General features: G+C 66.1%; 12 protein-coding genes. 2 read left to right on the forward strand and 10 right to left on the reverse strand.

Annotated features, from left to right (window positions below; all coding sequences use genetic code 11):
* The first annotated feature begins 195 nt into the window (after window positions 1–195).
* Window positions 196–3444, forward strand: coding sequence for an Rne/Rng family ribonuclease (locus tag QP512_RS13405; protein ID WP_286069093.1), 3249 nt, complete (start codon window positions 196–198; stop codon window positions 3442–3444).
* A 118-nt stretch (window positions 3445–3562) separates the two neighbouring features.
* Here the strand turns inward: QP512_RS13405 and QP512_RS13410 are convergent, their stop codons facing one another.
* From QP512_RS13410 to QP512_RS13455, 10 genes are all read right to left on the reverse strand, one after another.
* Window positions 3563–4447 (reverse strand): endonuclease/exonuclease/phosphatase family protein, encoded by an 885-nt coding sequence (locus QP512_RS13410; protein ID WP_286069094.1) that lies wholly within the window; start codon window positions 4445–4447, stop codon window positions 3563–3565.
* A 2-nt stretch (window positions 4448–4449) separates the two neighbouring features.
* The gene (locus tag QP512_RS13415) at window positions 4450–7617 is read right to left on the reverse strand and encodes a discoidin domain-containing protein (RefSeq protein ID WP_286069095.1); all 3168 of its coding nucleotides are present in this window, start codon (window positions 7615–7617) and stop codon (window positions 4450–4452) included.
* Window positions 7614–8450 (reverse strand): carbohydrate ABC transporter permease, encoded by an 837-nt coding sequence (locus tag QP512_RS13420; protein WP_049430599.1) that lies wholly within the window; start codon window positions 8448–8450, stop codon window positions 7614–7616. The genes QP512_RS13415 and QP512_RS13420 overlap by 4 nt, the downstream gene beginning before the upstream one ends.
* Complete coding sequence (locus QP512_RS13425; protein ID WP_005410323.1) at window positions 8447–9328, reverse strand: sugar ABC transporter permease; 882 nt, start codon at window positions 9326–9328, stop codon at window positions 8447–8449. Before QP512_RS13425 ends, QP512_RS13420 begins: the two co-directional genes overlap by 4 nt.
* Window positions 9325–10665, reverse strand: coding sequence for a sugar ABC transporter substrate-binding protein (locus QP512_RS13430; protein WP_286072049.1), 1341 nt, complete (start codon window positions 10663–10665; stop codon window positions 9325–9327). The genes QP512_RS13425 and QP512_RS13430 overlap by 4 nt, the downstream gene beginning before the upstream one ends.
* A 4-nt stretch (window positions 10666–10669) precedes the next feature.
* Complete coding sequence (locus tag QP512_RS13435; RefSeq protein ID WP_286069096.1) at window positions 10670–12274, reverse strand: glucoamylase family protein; 1605 nt, start codon at window positions 12272–12274, stop codon at window positions 10670–10672.
* A gap of 250 nt (window positions 12275–12524) precedes the next feature.
* The gene (locus QP512_RS13440) at window positions 12525–15581 is read right to left on the reverse strand and encodes a TonB-dependent receptor (RefSeq protein WP_286069097.1); all 3057 of its coding nucleotides are present in this window, start codon (window positions 15579–15581) and stop codon (window positions 12525–12527) included.
* A gap of 76 nt (window positions 15582–15657) precedes the next feature.
* Window positions 15658–16695: a LacI family DNA-binding transcriptional regulator gene (locus tag QP512_RS13445; RefSeq protein ID WP_286069098.1), complete on the reverse strand. Its 1038-nt coding sequence runs from the start codon at window positions 16693–16695 to the stop codon at window positions 15658–15660.
* 148 nt (window positions 16696–16843) lie between these two features.
* Entirely contained in the window at window positions 16844–17095 is a 252-nt protein-coding gene (locus tag QP512_RS13450) for a BolA family protein (RefSeq protein ID WP_286072050.1), read from the reverse strand.
* Between the two features lie 20 nt (window positions 17096–17115).
* Window positions 17116–17415 (reverse strand): YciI family protein, encoded by a 300-nt coding sequence (locus QP512_RS13455; RefSeq protein WP_286069099.1) that lies wholly within the window; start codon window positions 17413–17415, stop codon window positions 17116–17118.
* A gap of 374 nt (window positions 17416–17789) precedes the next feature.
* Here QP512_RS13455 and QP512_RS13460 point away from each other — a divergent pair, with 374 nt between their 5' ends.
* Window positions 17790–18695, forward strand: coding sequence for a ScpA family protein (locus tag QP512_RS13460; protein ID WP_286069100.1), 906 nt, complete (start codon window positions 17790–17792; stop codon window positions 18693–18695).
* The last annotated feature ends 1 nt before the right edge of the window (window position 18696 follow it).

An 18696-nucleotide genomic window follows, 5' to 3' on the forward strand; every position in this document is an offset into this window, starting at 1 on the left:
CCTGGCTGACAGCTGCCTGCGGCCCTGCAACACCCAAAACCCATAAGAGTGAAGCGCTCCCGCGGCCTGCCGTGGTGTCGTAGCGCTGGAAACCCAAGCCGCCCTCCCCGCGCTTGCGCGAATGGGCGGCGAGCCGTGTCCAGAGGCGAAACCCCATGGCGTTCCGCGCGGTAGCCGCTTGCGAGGAACGCAACAATGAAGCGAATGCTGATCAACGCCACGCAGGCTGAAGAGCTGCGTGTTGCCATCGTGGATGGCCAGTCGTTGTATGACATCGACATCGAACAGCCGTCCAAGGAACAGAAGAAGTCCAACATCTACAAGGGCCGGATCTTCCGCATCGAGCCCTCGCTGGAAGCGGCCTTCGTCGAATACGGTGGTGGCCGCCATGGCTTCCTGCCGCTGAAGGAAATCTCCCGCGACTACTTCCAGGCCGGCGTCGACCACAACAAGGCCGGCATCCGCGAGCTGCTGAAGGAAGGCCAGGAGATCGTCGTCCAGGTCGACAAGGAAGAGCGTGGCAACAAGGGCGCTGCCCTGACCACGTTCATCTCGCTGGCCGGCCGCTACATGGTGCTGATGCCGAACTCGCCCAGCGCAGGCGGCGTGTCCCGTCGCATCGAAGGCGAAGACCGTGCCGCCCTGAAGGAGGCCCTGGACAAGCTGAACATCCCCGACGACATGGGCGTGATCATCCGTACCGCCGGCGTCGGCCGCGATGCGGAAGAGCTGCAGTGGGATCTGGATTACCTGCTCAACGTCTGGCGCGCCATCGCCGAGGCCGCGCTGAGCAAGCCGGCCCCGTTCCTGATCTACCAGGAATCGCGCCTGATCGTGCGCGCCCTGCGTGACTACCTGCGCGCCGACATCGGCGAGATCCTGGTGGACACCGAGGAAATGTACGAGCACGCCCGCGAGTTCATGCAGCAGGTGATGCCGCAGACCCTGCGCAAGCTCAAGCATTACAAGGACGACATCCCGCTGTTCAACCGATTCCAGATCGAGTCGCAGATCGAAGGCGCCTACGAGCGCAACGTCCGCCTGCCGTCGGGCGGTTCGATCGTGGTCGACCAGACTGAAGCGCTGACCGCTGTGGACGTCAACTCCTCGCGCGCCACCAAGGGCAGCGACATCGAGGACACCGCGTTCCAGACCAACCTGGAAGCGGCTGAGGAAGTGGCCCGCCAGCTGCGCCTGCGCGACCTGGGCGGCCTGGTGGTGATCGACTTCATCGACATGGCCTCCAACAAGCACCAGCGCGAAGTCGAGAACCGCCTCGCCAACGCGTTGAAGTACGACCGCGCGCGCGTGCAGGTCGGCCGCATCTCGCGCTTCGGCCTGCTGGAAATGAGCCGCCAGCGCCTGCGCCCGAGCCTGGGCGAGTCCAGCCAGATCGTCTGCCCGCGTTGTGACGGCCACGGCCGCATGCGCAGCGTCGAGTCGCTGTCGCTGTCGATCATCCGCGTCGCCGAAGAGCATGCGATGAAGGAGAACACCGGGCAGGTGCTGGTCCAGGCCCCGGTGGAGATCGCCAATTACCTGCTGAACGAGAAGCGCAGCGCCCTGCGCGAGATCGAACAGCGCCACGAAGCGCCGATCGTGATCGTCGCCGACGAGCAGCTGCACACCCCGCACTACACCGTCACCCGCCTGCGCGAGAACGAGCTGGGTGAAGAAAGCAGCAAGCCCAGCTACCAGCGCGGCACCCCGCGCAAGCTGCCGGTGCACGCCCTGACCAAGGGCCAGCTGAACATCCCGCCGCCGGCCGTGACCCAGGTCAAGCACAGCTCCCCGGCCCCGGTGCGCGAGGAAGCAGAACCGGCCAAGGCGGCGCCGGCCCCGGTCGCCGCAGCGCCGGTGGCAGCGGCCCCGAGCGGTGGCGTGATCGGTTGGCTCAAGCGCGTGTTCGGTGGCGAACCGGCCCCGGCACCGGCACCTGCGGCTCCCGCCGCCCGCCAGCAGCAGGACGGCGGCCGCAAGGACCGCAACAAGGATCGCAACAAGGACCGCAAGGACCGTCGCGACGAAAACCGTGGCAACGGTGGCAACGGCAACGCGCAGCAGCAGAAGGATGGCGGCAACCGCAAGGACCGGGGTGAGCAGCGCAACAAGGACGGCCGCAACGGCAACAACGGCAACGCCCAGCAGCAGCCGCAGCAGGGCAAGCAGAAGGAACCGCAGCAGAAGGATGGCCAGCAGCAGCCGCAGCAGCAGAACAAGCCGCGCAACGAGCAGCAGGGCCAGAACCAGCAGCAGCCGAAGCTGAAGCAGCCGAAGCAGCCGCGCCCGCAGCAGGACGGTGACAAGCCGGCCGAGAAGCCGCAGCGCAACGTCGCCGAAGCCCCGGTTGAAGGTGTGACCGCGGCAGCAGCCGTGGCCGCCACTGCCGTCGCCGCCAATGTGGTGACGGCGCAGGAAGCCACCGCGCCGGTGGCAGCCGTTGCACCGGTGACCACCGCTCCGGCGGATGCCACGGCACCGGTCGACACCGCTGCCGACACCGGCAACGATGCCGTTGCGGTGACCGGTGAAGAGACTGCAGCCGACGCCCATGGCGAGCAGGCTGGCGAAGGTGCAACCCGCCGCCGTCGCGGCCGTCGCGGCGGCCGTCGTCGTCGTCGCGGTGGCGCCGAGAACGCTGCCGGTGGTGACGGCCTGGGCGATGACCAGGACGAGGGTGACGAGGGTGATGACGCCGAGGGCGTCGAGCCGAACGTCGACAGTGCTGCCCCGGCCACGCCGGTCGCCGCCGCACAGCCGACCCGTTCGCAGCCGGAATTCGATTTCGATGACGACGCCGAACCGGTCGCTGTCGAAGCCGAGAAGCCGGTCCGTGCTGCCGCCGCTGCTGTCGCCGCACCGGTGACGGTGGTGAGCAGCGCCGTGGTCGAGGCTGCCGCACCGATTACCGCCGAAATGCCGGCGCCGGTTGAAACCGCAGCCAAGGCAGAGCCGGTGTCCTCGCCGGTGCAGACCAGCATGCTCGATGCCATCGACGCAGCAACCCCGGCGCAGCCGGTCGCTGTTGCCCCACCGGCGGTCGAAGCAAAGCCGGTCGCGGTGGAAGCAGCCCCGGTGGCTGAAGTCGCTCCGGTGATCGAAGCGAAGCCGGCGGCAGTCGAGTCTGCACCGGTGGCTGAAGCCAAGCCGGCCGCTATCGAAGCCGCTCCGGTGGTAGAAGCCAAGCCGGAGATCGTTGAGGCTGCTCCGTTGGTTGAAGCCAAGCCGGTCGTCGAGCCGGTCGTGGTCGCCGAACAGCCGGTCGCGCCGGTGGTGGTGGAAGCCGCGCCGGTCGAAGCCGCGGCCCCGGTCGCCGACGCGGTGGTGACGCCGTTGATCGACCCGGTCGCCGACGGCCACGCCGACGCTGCCGCCCAGGCTGCAGAAGCCAAGGCTGATGAAGAAGACGAAGAGGCCGCCAAGCGCACGCCGCCGGCGAACTGATCGCTCCTTGATCACGTGAGAAAAGGAAACGGCGGGGATCAGTGATCCCCGCCGTTTTTGTTTGTGCTTCGGGCCGAACCGTACCAACCAAGGTTGGCACCTACCCAGGCGTGTCCCGTCAGGGTTTCGGCGCGAATTGCAGGCGGGTCCACACGCCGTAGTGGTCCGAAGCCCAGCGACCGCTGTCGTCGGGCTGGTCGAACAGGATCTTCGCCTCGCGCGCGACCATCTCGTCCTGCTGGAAGAAGATGTGGTCGATGCGGGAAGGCGCCTGGTAGTAGTGGCGGTTCAGCGTACTCACCCCGGCCAGGTCGGTGTTCACGTGCACGCTGCCGTAGCTGTCGCCGTAGTGGCTGCGCAGCTCGCTCAGGTCGCCCGCATCCACCAGCGCGTTGAAGTCGCCGGCGATCACCACCGGCGCACCGGCCGAGGTTTCGGTGATGTAGCGCAGCAGGTCCTCGACCTGGCTGCGGCGGATGCGTTGCCCGCGCTCGTCACTGCGCTCGTTGAGATGCGTGGCGTAGACGTTCACCGGCGTGCCGTCGACGTCGATGCGCAGGTGAGCAACCGTGCGGTAGTCGTCCAACGGCTGCAGCAGATGATCGCCATGGGCAAGGATCGGTCGCCGGGTCAACAGGGCGTTGCCATAGCGCTTCGGCGCCCCCACCGGATCGGTGGACACGAACACGTACTTGTAGCCGAGCTGGCTGGCCAGCCATTGCGCCTGGTTGCGCACGTTGCGGCGCTGGATCACTTCCTGCAGGGCAACCGCATCCGGCTGCAGGCGCTTGAGCTCGGCCAGGATGGTGCGGCGGCGGGCTGGCCAGTCCTCGCGGTCGTGATGCAGGTTGAAGGTGACCATGCTCATGCCCGGCGCGGTGGCGACGTCAGCCGCCGCCGCGGCGGCCGGCTCGGCCGCCGTCACCGCGCCCGGCAATGCCAATGCAATTGCCAGCCCCAGGGCACGCACGGTCGTGCGCACCCTTGCCCCCTGCTGCTTCATCGTTACTGCCCCTTGCGCTCGGCGCGGCGCACCGCGCTCGGTACATCGATCTCGACCCGCGCCGGCAACTGATGCACGTGCAGCTCCTTGTTGACCCATTCGGCCGTTTCGCCATTGATGGTCGCTTCGCCCGGATCACCGGCGTACGGCCACGGCAACACCACGCCACCGACCGGTGGCAGCAGGCCCGGCTGCACGTCCAGCACCAGTTGCTTGTCGCTGCGCTGCAGGCGGTAGTTGAGCTGGCCCTGCGGAGTACGCAGGCCCTGAACGGCGATGCCCTCGCCCTGCAGCCACGCGGTCGGCACGCCAGCAGCCAGCACCAGCGCATCGTCCATATCGCGGTTGTAAGCGAACATGTCCAGCGCCGAACGCACGAAATCCGAGGCCACCCACGCATGTGGCAGGTCACCGACGAAGAACGGCTTGCGTGGTGTGTGCGAGACCACTTCGGCCCACTGGTTCCAGGCCTGCGGCGCACGGTCCCTGAAGAAGAATTCGGTGGCCTGCCAGGCGCGGTCACGCCAGCCCAGGCGCACGAACGCGGCCACGTTGCGCCACTCGTAGGGCGTGTAGTCCTTCCATTCGCGCTTGCCGTCGCGCCGGGCCACGAATTCCTTCCAGTAGCGCTCGAAGGTCGCCTCCAGCGCCTGCTGCGGCAGCCGGCCCTGCTCGCCGCCCGGCGCCAGCGCGATGGTGGTCGAGGTCGCATCGAAATCGCCCAGCTCTGCCGAGCCAGGCAGGTAGTCGATGGTGTGCTGCTGCATCGCCGACAGCAACGAGGCCTGCAGGTCATCACGGAACTGGTCACGCGATTCGGCAATCTGCATCGCCTCGACCTTGCCCAGCTGGGTCGCCAGCAGCGCCGCGTCCTTGTAGCCGCGCAACGCCCAGAAGTTGTCCCAGTACGAATGCATCGGCTTGGCCGAATAGCCTTCGTGGCTGATCGAGGCCGGCATCATCCCGTAGAACGCCGGGTTGCGCGCGCGGTTCTCTTCGGTGCGCTCGCTGGCGCGCAGCTGCTCCATGTAGGTGTAAGCGCCCTGCACGTGCGGCCACATCAGCTCGGTGAAGGTACTGTCGCCGGTGTAACGCCCATACTCGGCGATGCTGTAGATCAGCTCGCCATGGCTGTCGTTCTCCGGCACCGGATCACTGCCGCGCGCATCGACGCAGCACGGCACCTTGCCGTTCTCGAACTGGTACGGCGCATACCAGTTGATGTAATCGCGCACCGCGTCGCTGCGGCCCATGCGCAGCAGTCCTTCGGAGATCATCGCGCCATCGCGGATCCAGCTGCGGGCATACGAACGCGTGCCCGGCTGCAGGCGCGGGCCAACCCGCGAGATCAGCATGTGTGCTACGGCCGTACGCAGGGTATCGACCAGCGCCTGGCCCGCGGCGGGCACCTGCAGCGAGACCACGCCCAGCTTCTGCCGCCACTGCTCGGCCACCTGCGCCTGCGCCTTGGTCACGTCCAGCGCCTTCGGCGCCCAGCCACCGGTCTGCGGCAGCACCACTGCCACTTCGCGGCTCTGGCCGGGCTCGAGCTTGAACGTATAGATCAACGCGCCCGAGGCCATGCCGGTGCTGTCCTTCACCGCCGTGGTGGCCGGGTACTTGCCGTCCGCCAGGTGCATTGCATCGAGCTTGCCGTCGAACGTGCTGGCAAAGCGCGCATCCGGCACCTGCAGCGGGTAGATTCGCGGCTCACCGTTGACCCGAACCAGCTGCTCGCCGACATCCAGCGCTTCGATGCGGCTGAAGCCACCCACGGTATTGAGGAACTGCGTAGGCGGATTGACCTGCCACGGGCGGATTGCCAGTGCCAGGGTGTATTCGTGCGCCACCTTGTCCGGATTGCTCAGCCGGTAGCGGCCAATCAGCTGCGCACGCTCCGGCGTGCCCTGCACGAAACCTGTCACCGCCAGACCGGCCTTCTCGTGCACCCAGTCGACATTCGCGATCGGCAGGTAATGATCCTGCAGCGACTGGGTGATGGCCACCTTGGACCAGTCCAGCAGCTCGCCATCGAGGCGGATGAACGGCTCAATGCTGAAGCTGCCCTTGGCCGGCTCCAGCGCACCGTCCTCGCTGATCAGCGCCTGTTCCTGGCCGCCATCGAGGCCGAGCAGGGTCCAGTACGGCTGTTCGCCCACATACGCGCGCGGCAGCGAGCCGCGCGGCAGGTCGGCGGCGACCGAGGACAGGAAGGCATTGGGCGTGGCGGCGAAGGCCAGGGGCTTCAGTGCGATGTCACGGATGCCGTACCGCCAGTTCGGGCCATCCTGCAGATCGAAGCGCACGTAGCGCGCATCGGTGTCCGGCAGCGCCAGCCAGTCACGACCACCGGCACCACTGGTCACTTCGCGCACGGTCCGCCAATCGCGGCCATCCTCGGAGGTGCGGACGGTGTAGCGACGCGCTTCCAGGTTCGGCAGCCAGTCGATCACCGCACCGCCGATCTCGCGGCTCTTGTGCAGGTCCAGGCTGATGGTCTGCTGCTTGACCCCGCCGCTGATCCAGAACGTATCGCTCTTGCCGTCGATCATGCGGTCCTGCAGGGCGGTGGCGGTATCGGCGATCACCGACGGCACCAGCGCCGAATCATCCTGCGGCGGCAGGCCCTGCAGGGTCAGCTTGTCGAAGCACACCGTGCCACGGCCGCCGACCTTGCTGTAGATCGTGAACTCAACCGCGGCGCTGCGCGCCATCTCCTTTTCGGGAGACGGTCCCCACGCCTTGTCGATCTGTCGACGCCGGTACTCGACCGGCGTCCACGCCTTGGAGAATGTGTAGCCGGGGCGGTTGACCCACCAGACGTTGTCGCCGCTGGCGTCGATCAGCTTGAACTGCAGGTCGTTGCCCGGCGAATCACCGCGCAGCTGGAAACCGAAGCGGTAATTGACCGGATAGTCGATGTTCAGCGCGCGGCGGATGCCGACGTAGCCGGAGACATCGTGGAAGTCATAGTCCAGGCACAGCGCGCGGCCACCGCCGACGCCGCTGACCGGCCGCAGCGAGCCGCTGACCTGGTCGGACAGCACCAGCGTCCAGGCGGCGATATCGTCGAAATCGTCCAGGACCTTCGGTGCCGGCAGCGCCGGAGGTGCGGCAATCGCCAGGGAGGTCCACAACAGGCCCAGTCCAACGGCGATCGCTCGCTTCATCCCTTGACGCTCCCCAACAACAGACCTTGGATGTAGTACCGCTGCAGCACCAGGAACAGCGCCAGCACCGGGACCACGGTGACCACTGCGCCAGCCATCATCATTTCCACGTCCATGATGTGCTCGCGCGAGAGGGTGGCCAGCGCCACCGGCAGAGTGTAGTGCTCCTGGTCGGTCAGCACGATCAACGGCCACATGAAATCGTTCCATGCGCCCATGAAGGTGAAGATCGCAAGGGTCACCAGCACCGGCTTGAGCATCGGCAGCACGATCTGGAAGAAGATGCGCAGCTCCCCTGCCCCGTCGATGCGAGCCGCTTCCAGCAGCTCGTCCGGAATCGAACGCGCGTACTGGCGCACCAGGAAGATGCCGAACACGCTGGCCAGCGCCGGCACGATCACGCCACCGAAGCTGTTGACCAGTCCCAGCTGCTTCATCAGCAGGAACAGCGGCAGCATCGCCACCTGCGCCGGAATCACCAGCGCGGCCATCAGCACCTGGAACAGGCGCTCGCGGCCGACGAAGTTCAACTTGGCGAAGGCATAGCCGGCCATGGTGTTGAGCAGCAGCGAACCGACCGTGATGCCCAGCGAGACCAGCAGGCTGTTGGCGAAATTGCCGCCCATGCCGGTACGCGCGAACAGCTCATGGTAGTTGTGCGTGGTGACGCTGGAAGGCAGCAGCGGCGGCGGGAAGTGGCTGGCCTCGCCCTGCGGCATGAATGAGACCGACACCATCCACAGCAGCGGTGCCAGGCTGACCAGGGCCAGCACCAGCAACGCACCATTGATCATCCACGGGTACCAGCGCGACTGGCCGATTTCACGACTCATACCAACTGCCTCTTGCGGCCGAAACGCAGCATCACGGTGGTCACCGCCAGGATGATCAGGAACAGCAGGAACGCCACAGCCGAGGCGCGTCCCAGGTTCCACCACTTGAAGCCTTCCTCGAACATGAAATACAGCACGCTGACGGTGCTCTGCAGTGGGTCGCCGCGGGTCATCACGTACGGTTCGGCGAACAGCTGGAAGTAGCCGGACACGGTGATCACGCCGACCACCAGCAGCACCGGACCGAGCATCGGCAGCGTGATGTGCAGGAACTGCTTCCAGCGCGAGGCACCGTCGATGCGTGCGGCCTCGTACAGGTCATGCGGGATCGCCTGCAGGCCAGCCAGGAAGATCACCATGTTGTAGCCGAAGTTCTTCCATACCGCGAACAGCATGATGGTCGGCATCGCCCAGTTGGGATCACCCAGCCAGTCGATCGGGCTGATGCCCAGGTGCCCCAGCCCGTAGTTCACCAGGCCATAGCTGGTATGGAACAGGTAGCGCCAGATCACTGCCACTGCCACCAGCGTGGTCACCACCGGCGCGAACAGCGCAGTGCGGAACAGCGCCTTGAAGCGCGCGGCCGGTGCATTCAGCAGCATCGCCGCGCCCAGCGACACGCCGATCGACAACGGCACGCCGATCAGCACGAAGTAGGTGGTGTTCCACAGCGACTTCCAGAACATCGGCGTCTGCAGAAGGTCGATGTAGTTGCCCAGCCCGACGAAGCGCAGGTTGCTGCTGTCGGCCAGCGCGTACAGATCGAAGTCGGTCACGCTCAGCGCCAGCGCCGAGGCCACCGGCAGGCCGAAGAACACGCCCAGCACGATCAGCGAGGGACCGGCGAAGATCCAGCCGGCAAGCGAAGTACGTTTCATTGCGCGCTCCCGGCGGCGACGGCGCTGCTTGATTGCGGCGACGGCACGCGCTGCTGCAGGCGTTGTTGTTCATGCATCCAGCGGCGCTTAGCCAGCACCTTGTCCACGCGCTGGTCGAGCTCTTCCACGGCCTTGTCCTGCGGCAGGCCACCGCGCACCACCTTCTCGGTGACGATGCGCATTTCCTGCACGATGCGCTCCCATTCGAGCACCTTCGGCGTCGGCTTGACCCGCTCCAGCTGGTCACGGAACGCCGCAGCCAGCGGATCGTTGGCCAGCGACGGCGCGCTCCAGGTGCTGCGGCGCGGCGGCAGGTCGCCGATGATCGAATGGAAACGCGCCTGGATCTGCGGCCGCGACAGGAACTCGATCAGCTTCCACGACGCTTCCTTCTGCTGCGATTTGCGGAAGATCACCAGGCTGGTACCCCCGGCAATGCCGGCGCCGGGGCCGTCCGGCCCCGGCAGCGCGGCGGTACCCCACTGCCCTTCCAGTTCCTTCGGCTGCAGCTTCTTGAACTCGCGGATGTTCCAGGGGCCGGAGATGTAGAACACGTTGAAGCCGCGGAAGAACTCGTCCCAGACGTTGGAGATCTGCGTCTCGGACATCTTCGGCGCCCAGCCCTGCTCGAACATGTTGGCGTAGAAGGCCAGCGTGCGGCGGAAGCCCGGGCTGGCGAAGTTGCCGCGGGTGTCGTCGTCGCGCAGCAGCGGATCGGGCTGCTGCAATGCCAGCGACAGCTGCTGCTCGAACTCGTTGATCGGCATCAGCACCGCGTAGCGGTTCGGACCCTGCATGCGCTTGATCGCCGCCATCTGCTCGTCCCACTCCTGCCACGTGCGCGGCGGGTGGTCGTAGCCGGCCTTGGCCAGCAGGTCCTTGCGGTAGTAGATCAGGCGTGTATCGACGTACCACGGCACGCCCACCAGCTCGCCGTGGATCACGTTGGTATCCCAGATGCCCTGGAAGTAGTCCCTTTCATCAACCACCGCCGAGTGCTCGACGAACGGCTGCAGCGGCGTCAGCGCATCGAGCTCGGCGAACTCGGGCACCCAGGTGTTTCCGAGCTGGCAGACATCCGGCAGGCCATCGGCAGCGAACGCGGTCAGCAGCTTCTCGTGCGCTGCCGTCCACGGGATGTTCTGCACATCCACCTTGATGCCGGGGTTCTCGGCCTCGAACTCGTGGATCAGCTCGCTGACCACCTCGGCTTCGCGCCCCATCGCCCAGAAGCGCACGGTGGTGGTACCCGGCTCGGTGCGGGCGCAGCCGGCCACGGCCAACGCGGCCAGAGCAGGCAGCGCCCAGCGGCGCAGGCGGTCGATCCAGTTCGGCACCGGGTTACTTCCCCTGCCCTGTGTTGCGGTTGGCATTGTTTTTCTGTTCCTGCGCGGCAGCCGCGCGTGATTCGGCGATACCCACCGCGCGTGCCGCCGCGGCCTTTTCGTCCTTCTGCAGTTCCAGCGGCTGGAATGAGCCTTCCGGCGCCAGCCAGCCACCGCTGAACCCTGCCCGCTCCAGTCCCTTGCGGATGTAGGGGTTCTTCTTCATCACCTCCCACACGAAGTCGTTGCGGTAGTTGGCGATCATGGTCAGGATCGGCCCCTGGTCGATGGCGATGTAATCGCTGGCGACCCAGCCACGATCCGGCACCAGGCGACCGGTCTTGATCGGGATGTCGTAGTTGAAGCTGGGATTGAACGAATCCAGGAAGCCATAGCTGGAATAGATGTAGTCGCCGTAGCGCTTGTGCATCTCCAGCGTGGCCGGGATCACCTGCTCCGGCGCGAACACCACCGAGGCGATCGCCGCGGTCGGGGCGATGGTGCCGTCATCGAAGTTCTCGCGCAGGCCGGCGCCACGCGAGGAATAGTGGCGGAACTGGCGCTGCTCGCCGCGGTATTCCTGCGTGGTGTTCTGCGGGCCATCACTGGCGGTCAGGCCCCACACGTTCTCGCCATAGTCCTTCCACTGCATCGGGTTGGCGATGGCGTACTCGCGCTGGGCCAGCGCGGCCGAGCGGCTGTTGAGGAAATAGGTGCTGCCACGCTCGCGCATGTACGCGTCCTGGATGTCGCGGAAGTCGATCCAGACATGGCTGTACTGGTGGCCGAACAGCGGGCCGAACGACAGGTATTCCTGGCCCTGGTAGACGCCCCAGTCGTTGTCGTAGGTGCGCGTCCACACCGTCCACGCGTCCGGGCTGACCGGGTGCGTGGGTGAGCCCAGGGCGAGGATGTAGACCATCATCGCCTCGTTGTAGCCCATCCAGTCGTGGTCGATGAAGCCGCTCTCCGGGAACCAGCCCATCGAGATCAGCGGCGCACGCTGCTGCAGCCAGGGCCAGTCGACCTTCTTGTACAGGGTGTCGGCGATCTGGCGGATCTCCTTCTCGCGCGGATCGTCGCCGTCGTAGTACGACTGCGCGAACAGCACGCCCATCATCAGCAACGCGGTATCCACCGACGACAGCTCGACCCAGCTGTCGTAGCGACGGCCTTCCTGCATGTCCAGGAAGTGGTAGTAGAAGCCCTTGTAGCCGGCCTTGCCGGTGCGCTGCGGACCCATCGGCACATCGCGGAAGAACTTCAGCGTTGTCAGGGTACGGTCGATCGCCTGGTTGCGGCTGACCCAGCCGTTCTCGATGCCGATCGGATAGGCGGTCAGCGCGAAGCCGACCGAGGCGATGCTGGCGAACGGCCGCGACGGATAGCGGTCCGGGGTCAGGCCGTTGATTTCGTTGGTGGTGTCCCAGAAGAACTGGAACGTACGGCGCTCGATGTCATCGAACAGCGGCGGCAGCTCGGGTTTCATCGGCCGCGGGGGCGCGTCGGCCTCGATCAGGATCACCGGTGGGCGCGGCTTGGCAGGCTCCTGCTGGGCCGGTTGGCAGGCGGCCACGGCCAGGCTCAACGCGGCGGCGGACAACAGATGGCGTGCCTGCATGGCGCGGTTCCTCCGGTGGTCTGATCGATGGGAAAGCATAACGTCCAATGATCTGAAATCGTTTACAAGGTGCGTTCCAAAAAAACCACGAACATCGTGGCCTGACACCGCGATCATTGCCCACGCCGCTGCCCCCTGTCCGGCAGCGGCGTGGGCAATGGACCGGCACGAGGCCGGCCATTGCCATGCATCCCTTCAGCCGATGCCGCCGGCGGACCGGCGGCATCGGGTCGTGCATCTACATCCGGGCTTAGAAGCGGAAGCCCACTTCGGCCTTGACCTGACGCGGCGTACCGATGATGTCGCCGGTCTCGTTGTAGCTGGCCTGCAGCTTGCCGTTGGTCTTGACGTAGTTGTAGGTGGAGAAGTTGTCGAAGTTGAACACGTTGATGATGTCGATACGCGCGTACAGCTCGGTATCGCCCGCCAGCTTGAACGTCTTCGTCGCCTGCAGGTCGACCGAACGGTAGCCGAAGATCTTGCCACCCACCAGGAACTTGCCGGTGGCGTTGGGCACGGCCGCCTGCGGGGTCGGCAGGGTGTAGCCGCTGGCCTGCATCACCGGGTACCAGTCGTTGACGGCAGTCGGGGTGGCCAGGGTGATCTTGCCGCCGAAGGTGATGCCCCAGAAGCCCGCGTACGAACCGGTCATCACCAGACGGTGACGCGGCGCGCCGTTGGAACGGATGGTCGGGTAGTCACCGATCAGGCCGCGGTCAAACGCGTACTTCTCGTTGATGTCGCGGTTGTGGCGTGCGGTCGTCCAGGTGTAGGCGATCGAGGTGCCCCAGCCGCTTTCCTTGGTGAACGGCTTCTGCGCCGACAGCAGGACCTGGGTGGCACGGGTCTTGATGCCCTGCTGGCCGATGATCAGGCTGCCGAAGCCCGGCACGTTGCAGCTCCAGGCCTGGCTCAGGCCCGGGGAGGTGCCACCGCACAGGCGCGGATCATCGAAGAACTGGCCGGTCGGATAGCGGTTGCCCAGGGTGAAGGCGAAGCCATCGTAGCTCAGGGTACGGGTAATGGTAGCGTCGGTCAGCCAGTCGCCGATCTGGTTGCTCATGCCCAGGCTGAACTGGTCCGAATACGGCGCCTTCAGCTTGTTGTTCAGCAGGTCCACTTCCAGCCCGGCATTGCTGGTCGCGCCGACCAGTGCCTGCAGGTTGCCGATGCCATTGAGCAGGTTCGGGTTCCAGTCATAGCAGGCGGCCTGGCCGTTGATGCAGGCGCCGGTGGCCGGGTTGCGGAAGTAGATGGTCGGCTGCGGCAGGGCCAGCTTGGTGGTTTCCAGCTGCAGGTTGTCGAACAGGTCGCGGTCGTAGGAACGGCCGGCACCACCGTGGATCACGTGCTGCTCGTCGGCGTTGATGTCATACGAGAAGCCCAGGCGCGGCTGCCAGGCGTCCTTGAACGCCTTGCGGTTGTGACCGTTGCTGATGTAGTCGCTGATGTCCAGGCCACCCAGTGCCAGCGAATCGGCATAGGTCTGGCCGGCGGGCGCGCGCGGGTCCTGCGAATAGATGGCGTCGACCACCTGCTGCGGGGTCACGAAGTTCAGGTAGGACGGGGTCTTTTCGTAGTCCCAGCGCAGGCCGAGGTTGATCTGCAGGTGATCGTTGACCTGCCAGTCGTCCTGGATGAAGACGCCGTACTGCTTGGACTTCGAACGCACTTCGCCGGACACGCCCGACACGCCGGTCACCGGCTTGACGAACTGCGCCTTGTACGGAATGGAGTCCGGGAAGTCCGGATCGCCCAGGGAGTAGGTGAAGGTCGGGTTGATCTGCGCCGCATCGGAGGCGTACAGATCGATCGCCTTGTACTTCACGCCCATCTTGATGGTGTGGTCACCGGCCCACTGGATGCCATCCAGGGTCAGGTTGTCTTCGATCGACCAGCCCTTCTGGCCCTTCACCTGCGAATCCAGCGCCGAGGCGCCACCGATCTTCACGATGGTGCGGTCTTCGGGGCCGTCCGGTGCGGTGTAGGTGATGCCGTTGGCCAGCGTCAGCGGAGTCGGGTTGTTGAACGAGTCTTCGTGGGTGACCATCAACTCGTTGTAGTAGCGCTCACCGCTGTGGTTCCAGCGCAGGGCGTAACGACGGTCGGTGTTGACCACTTCACGGCCGGCTTCCGGCGAGGTCTGGCCACTGAACTGCGACTGGGTTTCGTCGCGGTCCTGGAAGGTCAGCTCGATGCGATCGTTGTCGGTCGGCTCGAAGTCGATCTTGCCGAAGATCAGGTCCTGCTGGAACGGCTGGCTGGCCGGGCCGAGGCCGGCGGCGCCGGCCGGCGGCAGCAGGCCGGCAGCGCCGGTGACCGCGCCGTCCGGCGCGATGGTGACCGGCAGGTCGAAGCGCTTGGCTTCGTAGGTCACGAAGAAGTGGGCCTTGTCCTGGATGATCGGGCCGCCCAGCGCGAAGCCGTATTCTTTCTCGGCCGATTCCTCCTTGCCCTTGTTCGGCTGGCGCTCGGCCGGGGTCATCGCACGCATGCTGTCGTTGGTATAACGGTAGAAGGCTTCACCCTTGAACTCGTTGGTACCGGACTTGGTCGCGGCGGTGACGGCAGCACTGGACACCTGGCCGTACTCGGCCTTGTAGTTGCCGCTGATGACCTTGTATTCACCAATGGCCAGCTGCGGGAACGGATTGCCGGCGCTGCCGGACTGGCCGGCCACGCCGCCGCCCTTCACGTAGCTCTTCTGGCCCACGCCGTCGATGTAGACGTTGGTGCCGTCGGAGTTGGTGGCGCCGCCCCGCAGGGAGGTGTTGCCCTTGGCGTCGCGGGTGAAGATCAGGCCCGGCACCGCGTCGGCGAACTCCAGGAAGTTGCGCGACACCTGCGGGGTGGTCTGGATCTGCTGCAGGCTGACGGTCTTGCCGACTTCCGAGGTGCGCACCTCCTGCAGCAGGGTCGGCGCGACGACGTTGACGGTGTCCAGGTTGGTCGCTGCGGTCGAACCCGGGGTGCTGCTGGCTGCGCCGGCGAAGTTCAGGGTCGCGGTCGAGGCCACGGTGACGGTGACCTTCTGGGTCTGGCCGTTGGCGACCACGTCGTAGGTGCCCGGGTCCAGGCCCATCAGCGAGTAGCTGCCGTCGGCGCGCACGGTACCGCGACGGACGGTGCCGGTGGCAACGTTGGTGGCAGTCACTTCGGCGCCGGCCTGGGCGCCGGTAACCTGGCCGCGCAGGCTGGCGTTGGCCGACTGCGCCATGACGTTCGGAGCAGCGGCCAGCATCAGGCAGCTGACCAGTGCGGTGCTCAGCAGCCGGCGCGCCGGCGTGCGGAAGGTGGTATGCATCATCAACTCAATCTCCGGGTGGCGGTGACCGCTCGCGCGGTCCCTGCGATCAATCAAAAAAGAAGGAACGCCTCTGGCTTCAACGGCCCGATGGCGGAGTGGTGGAATCGCGAACTATCAAGCGTGGAACCAGGGTCTGCTTGTCCCCTGTCCCATCCGTGGAGGTGCCGTCCATCAACTGCATCAAACGCGTCATGGCCCGATCGCCCAGCTCGGCGATGCTGACCTGCATGGTGGTCAGCGACGGGTGGACGAAACGCGCCAGTGGAATGTCATCGAAACCGGCCAGAGCGACATCGGTCGGCACATGGACCCCAGCCTGCGTGAAGGCATACAGGCAACCCAGGGCCATCATGTCGTTGGCGGCGAACACGGCATCAGGCAGCGCTCCGGCTGCCAGCAACTCCTGACCGGCGCGATGGCCGGAAGCTTCGTCGAAATCACCGGGCAGCTCGATGCCTTCGGCGTCACGGCCGAATGCGGCCAGCGCGTCACGGAAGCCGCGCAGGCGCTCGCGCGCGTCGAAGTTGAGGTCCGGGCCAGAAATGAAAGCGATACGGCGGTGACCGGCATCGAGCAGGTGGCGGGTCATCGCCATCGCGCCGGCGTGGTCGTCGATGCTCAGCACCGGGTGGTCCTGCCCCGGCAGATAAGTGTTGATCAACACCGTCGGCAGCGACTGCGGCAGGTTGTCGGTCAGGAAGCCGGGACTCTCGGCATAGGGCGAGAGCACCAGCAGGCCATCAACGCGGCCGCGCATGGCGCGCAGGGCGGCGCCCTGCTGTTCCTGGTCACCGTGGTAGCTGGACACCAGCAGGTGCTGGCGGCGGTTGCGGGCGACGTTGTCGATGCCGCGCATCAGCTCGGAGAAGAATTCGCCATACAGGTCGGGCAGCACCACGCCCACCGTATTGGTGCGGCGACTGCTCAGGCTGCGGGCGGCGGCGTGCGGGGTGTAACGCAGCCGTGCGGCCACCTCCAGCACAAGCTGGCGGACCGGTTCGGCGACATTTTCATGCCCGTTGAGCGCGCGGGAAACCGTGGCCACGGAGACCCGGGCTTCGCGTGCGACATCCTTGATTGTGATAGCTGCCTTGTTCACGAAGCCGCCCTCCACGGCTTGGACCTACCAGCATTGGCGCGGAATGTAAGCGTTTCCATCTGGGCTTGTAAACAGTCCGTTAGGCGAATGTCCTGAAATGGACATGGAAATCTGTCCTCAGCGAGCCCCTTGGAGACCCGCCAGGACAGTGTGGGACAAGGGCTCAACCCTGTTCTGACGGGGTCTGCGCGCGGATGGACAACGCGTGGATATCGGTTTCCATCATCGAGCCGAGCGCGGCGTAGACCGCGCGATGCCGGGCCAGCGGCCCCAGTCCGGCGAAGTGCTCACTGACCACGTGCACGTTGAAATGGCCGCGGCCGTCGCGCGCACCGGCATGGCCGGCGTGACGATGGCTGTCGTCCTCGATCTCGAGCAGGCTCGGGGCCAGCGCCTGCTGCAGCGCGTCACGCATGCGCACGAGCCGCTCGGCATTCACGGCAGAACCTTGCGGAACGGGCGCACCTGCACCTGGGTGTAGACGCCCGCAGCCACGTAGGGATCAGCATCGGCCCAGGCCTGGGCCTGCACGAGCGATTCGAACTGCGCGATCACCACCGAACCACTGAAGCCGGCCGGGCCCGGGTCCTCACTGTCCACCGCCGGGCATGGGCCGGCCAGCAGCAGGCGTCCCTCGTCCCGCAGGGCGTGCAGCCGCGCCAGGTGTTCCGGACGCGCCTGCAGCCGCTGCGCCAGCACATCCTGGCCGTCATAGCCCTCAATCACATACCACACGGCATTTCCTCGCTTGCGTTGTCGGGTGCGCAGATTCTAGCCAATGCGGCCCCCGCCCCGGTCCGGCTGGACACTGGCGCGACAAAGGCTTACCCTAGACTCCATTGCACGTGGCTTGATGCAGCAGCCCGTCGGTTTTTGCGGCCAACGCAGCCCCCGACGACCGTCCCGCTGCTTCGAACCGGACCACCTGGCCGGGCCACGTAGACGACCTCCCCGTAGTTCCGTCGCTGCCGTTTCCTACGGCGCGTCCTGCTGTTTTACCTGTGTGGAATCGCGCCGATCCCGGCGTGTCTGGTGCCCTGGGGCTCTGTGGCGTTGGCCCGGCGAACCCGGTGCCGCGACTGGTCCGTTGCAATCCTGATGTCCATTAGATGACTTCCGAACTCGCGCTCGACGCGAACCCGCCAACCCGGCCGCCCGCACCCCAGCAGCAGGAAATGCCGCTGGCCGTGGTGCATGGGCAACCGGTCCTGCAGATTCCGCAGGACCTGTACATCCCGCCGGACGCGCTGGAAGTCATCCTGGATGCCTTCGAAGGCCCGCTGGACCTGCTGCTGTACCTGATCCGCCGCCAGAACCTGGACGTGCTGGACATCCCCGTGGCCGAGATCACCCGGCAGTACGTGGAATACATCACCGTGATGCGCGAGCTGCGCTTCGAGCTGGCCGCCGAGTACCTGGTGATGGCCGCGATCCTCGCCGAGGTGAAGTCGCGCATGCTGCTGCCGCGACCGGTCAGCGAGGACGGCGATGAGGCCGACCCACGCGCCGAGCTGGTGCGCCGGCTGCAGGAGTACGAACGTTTCAAGCAGGCGGCCGAGGACATCGACGCCCTGCCCCGCCAGGACCGCGACACCAGCGTGGCCCATGCCTTCATGCCCGAACGCACCACGGTGAAGCTGCCGCCGCCGGTGGACCTGAAGGAGATGCTGCTGGCGCTGCACGACGTGCTCAAGCGCGCCGAGCTGTTCAGCGGCCACGCCATCAAGCGCGAGGCGCTGAGCGTGCGGCAACGCATGGGAGAAGTGCTGGGCCGGCTTGAAGATGGCAAGTTCTACCGTTTTGAAGGGCTGTTCACCGCAGAAGAAGGCAAGCTGGGCGTGCTGGTCACGTTCCTGGCGGTGCTGGAACTGGCCAAGGAACAGCTGCTGGACATCGTCCAGGAAGAACCGCTGGCGCCGATCTACGTGAAGTCCCTGGCCGCCGGCAACACCAATGCCCCGCTGCAGTTCAGCAGCGAGTTCGACGACAACGACGCCGCCAACGAGAACGAGTGAG

This window comes from Stenotrophomonas sp. 57, assembly GCF_030291075.1.
Taxonomy (GTDB): domain Bacteria; phylum Pseudomonadota; class Gammaproteobacteria; order Xanthomonadales; family Xanthomonadaceae; genus Stenotrophomonas.